This is a genomic window from Comamonas sp. NyZ500 (assembly GCF_016772095.1).
Classification (GTDB): Bacteria; Pseudomonadota; Gammaproteobacteria; order Burkholderiales; family Burkholderiaceae_C; genus Comamonas; species Comamonas thiooxydans.
The window spans coordinates 1-1842 of the sequence record NZ_JAEIJE010000049.1 but is presented as its reverse complement, the minus strand read 5'-3'; the positions used below and the strand labels follow the sequence as shown (position 1 = coordinate 1842).

Genomic DNA, 1842 nt, shown 5'->3' with positions numbered 1-1842 from the left:
GGGTGCGTGGCGGTGGCACCAGCGCGGCGATGCGGTCGATCAGTTCCAGCGGTGTGAGGTGCAGCTCATCTGCCTTGGCACCACGCTTGTCACTGGTGGGCTCGCTGCGCTGTTTGGCACAGCGGTACACCAGTTTGCTTCCCTCTTTGCGTAGGCGCTCCATGGAAAACGGTGGACGCGCGCAATAGCGCAGCAGCCGCTCCAGCGCAGCGCGGTCGTGGGCTTCGATGCAGACACCGGCGTCCACCGAGAAGCCGCTGTGTTTGTAGCCCAGCATGTCTTTGGCGTCACAGTTCTCCAGCAGGCCCCGAGCAACGAAGGCGCGCAGGATGCGTTTTTGCAGTGTGGTCTGCACTGGGGCCACGGTAGCCGCATCGATGCCGGTGGCCGCGTGAAAGATGACACCCGGCGATGAGATTCGAGGGGTCGCATCAGCATCGCCCTCGCCCTCCACTTCCTCAAACACCCCGTCCACCACACAAACGTGGAAGTGGACGTGTTCATTGAGGCTGGAGCCGAATCGGTGAATGAAGGCGATGGCACCGATGTGCAGGCCTGCCTTGTCCATATGGGCCGCACCGGGGCTGTGGGTCTGCAGAGTTTGTGCGATCACCCGCAGAAAGATGCGCAGCACCATGCTCAGCACCGCTCCGTCGCGTTGCATGAAGTACCGCAACCTCTTGGGCACGGAGAGCACCCACTGGCGCACCGGCAGGCGGGGGAAAACGTGGTCGCTCAGGTGTGCCGCCGTCTCCACCATCCGCCGCGTGGTGCACGAGGGGCAGACTCCCCGGCCTTTGCAGGAGAAGGCTACAAAGTAGTCGTGCCCACAGTCGCCGCAGCGAGCGCGGGCAAAGCCATGGGCAAAGATGCCGCACTCAAGATACTTGGCAAACGCTTTGCGCACGAAGGGCTTGGGGGTGTGGTGGTCGCCCTGGCCGTCGAACTGACCCGCGCTGGCCAACTCTAGCCAGGTCTCGTAGTGCTCGGCTACCATTTGGTAGAGCAGCGTGCGTTCGGGGTGGCGTGGGTTGTAGAGCTTGGGCTTGGAAGTGGCTGACATGAATACTGTACAAATGCACAGTATTCTGCGGCGATTGTTTGGGTACGCAAAGCACAAGGCCCGAACCGTCGCCAGTTCGGGCCTTGTCAGGGTAGCTTGGCTGCGGACTTACTTGCGCGCAGGCGGCACATCCGTGCAGCTGCCATGCGCCACTTCCGCCGCCATGCCGATGCTCTCGCCCAGCGTCGGATGCGGGTGGATGGTCTTGCCGATGTCGACAGCGTCCGCACCCATCTCGATGGCCAGGGCGATCTCGCCGATCATGTCGCCCGCATGCGTGCCGACCATGCCGCCGCCCAGGATCTTGCCGTGGCCCCGGCCAGCATGGCCGTCTCCTGATCCTGCTTCGGGGCTGTCGTCGAACAGCAGCTTGGTGACGCCTTCGTCGCGGCCGTTGGCAATGGCGCGGCCCGAGGCCGCCCAGGGGAACAGGCCCTTCTTGACCTTGATGCCCTGCTGCTTGGCCTGGTCTTCGGTCAGGCCCACCCAGGCCACTTCGGGGTCGGTGTAGGCCACGCTGGGGATCACGCGGGCGTTGAAGGCGGCGCTGGCCAGTTCCTTGTTGCCCTGCAATTCGCCGGCGATCACTTCCGCCGCCACATGCGCCTCGTGCACCGCCTTGTGCGCCAGCATGGGCTGGCCCACGATGTCGCCGATGGCGAAGATGTGCGGCACATTGGTGCGCATCTGGATGTCCACGTTGGGGTCTCCTCGTTTTCAGTGCAATAAGTGACGGTACGAAAAGCTAGCACTGGCGCGGAGGTGGTGTTGGTAGATCG

General features: G+C 63.7%; 1 protein-coding gene and 1 pseudogene. Both read right to left on the bottom strand.

Translation table 11 applies throughout. From position 1 onward, the window contains the following. Window positions 1–1063 (bottom strand): IS91-like element ISPps1 family transposase (locus JAO85_RS25480; RefSeq protein WP_202789296.1); only part of this gene is annotated, 1063 nt, incomplete at its 3' end. Between the two features lie 108 nt (window positions 1064–1171). After that, a pseudogene (locus JAO85_RS25475) lies at window positions 1172–1777 on the bottom strand (FAD-dependent oxidoreductase); the annotation flags it as partial. Between the last annotated feature and the right edge of the window lie 65 nt (window positions 1778–1842).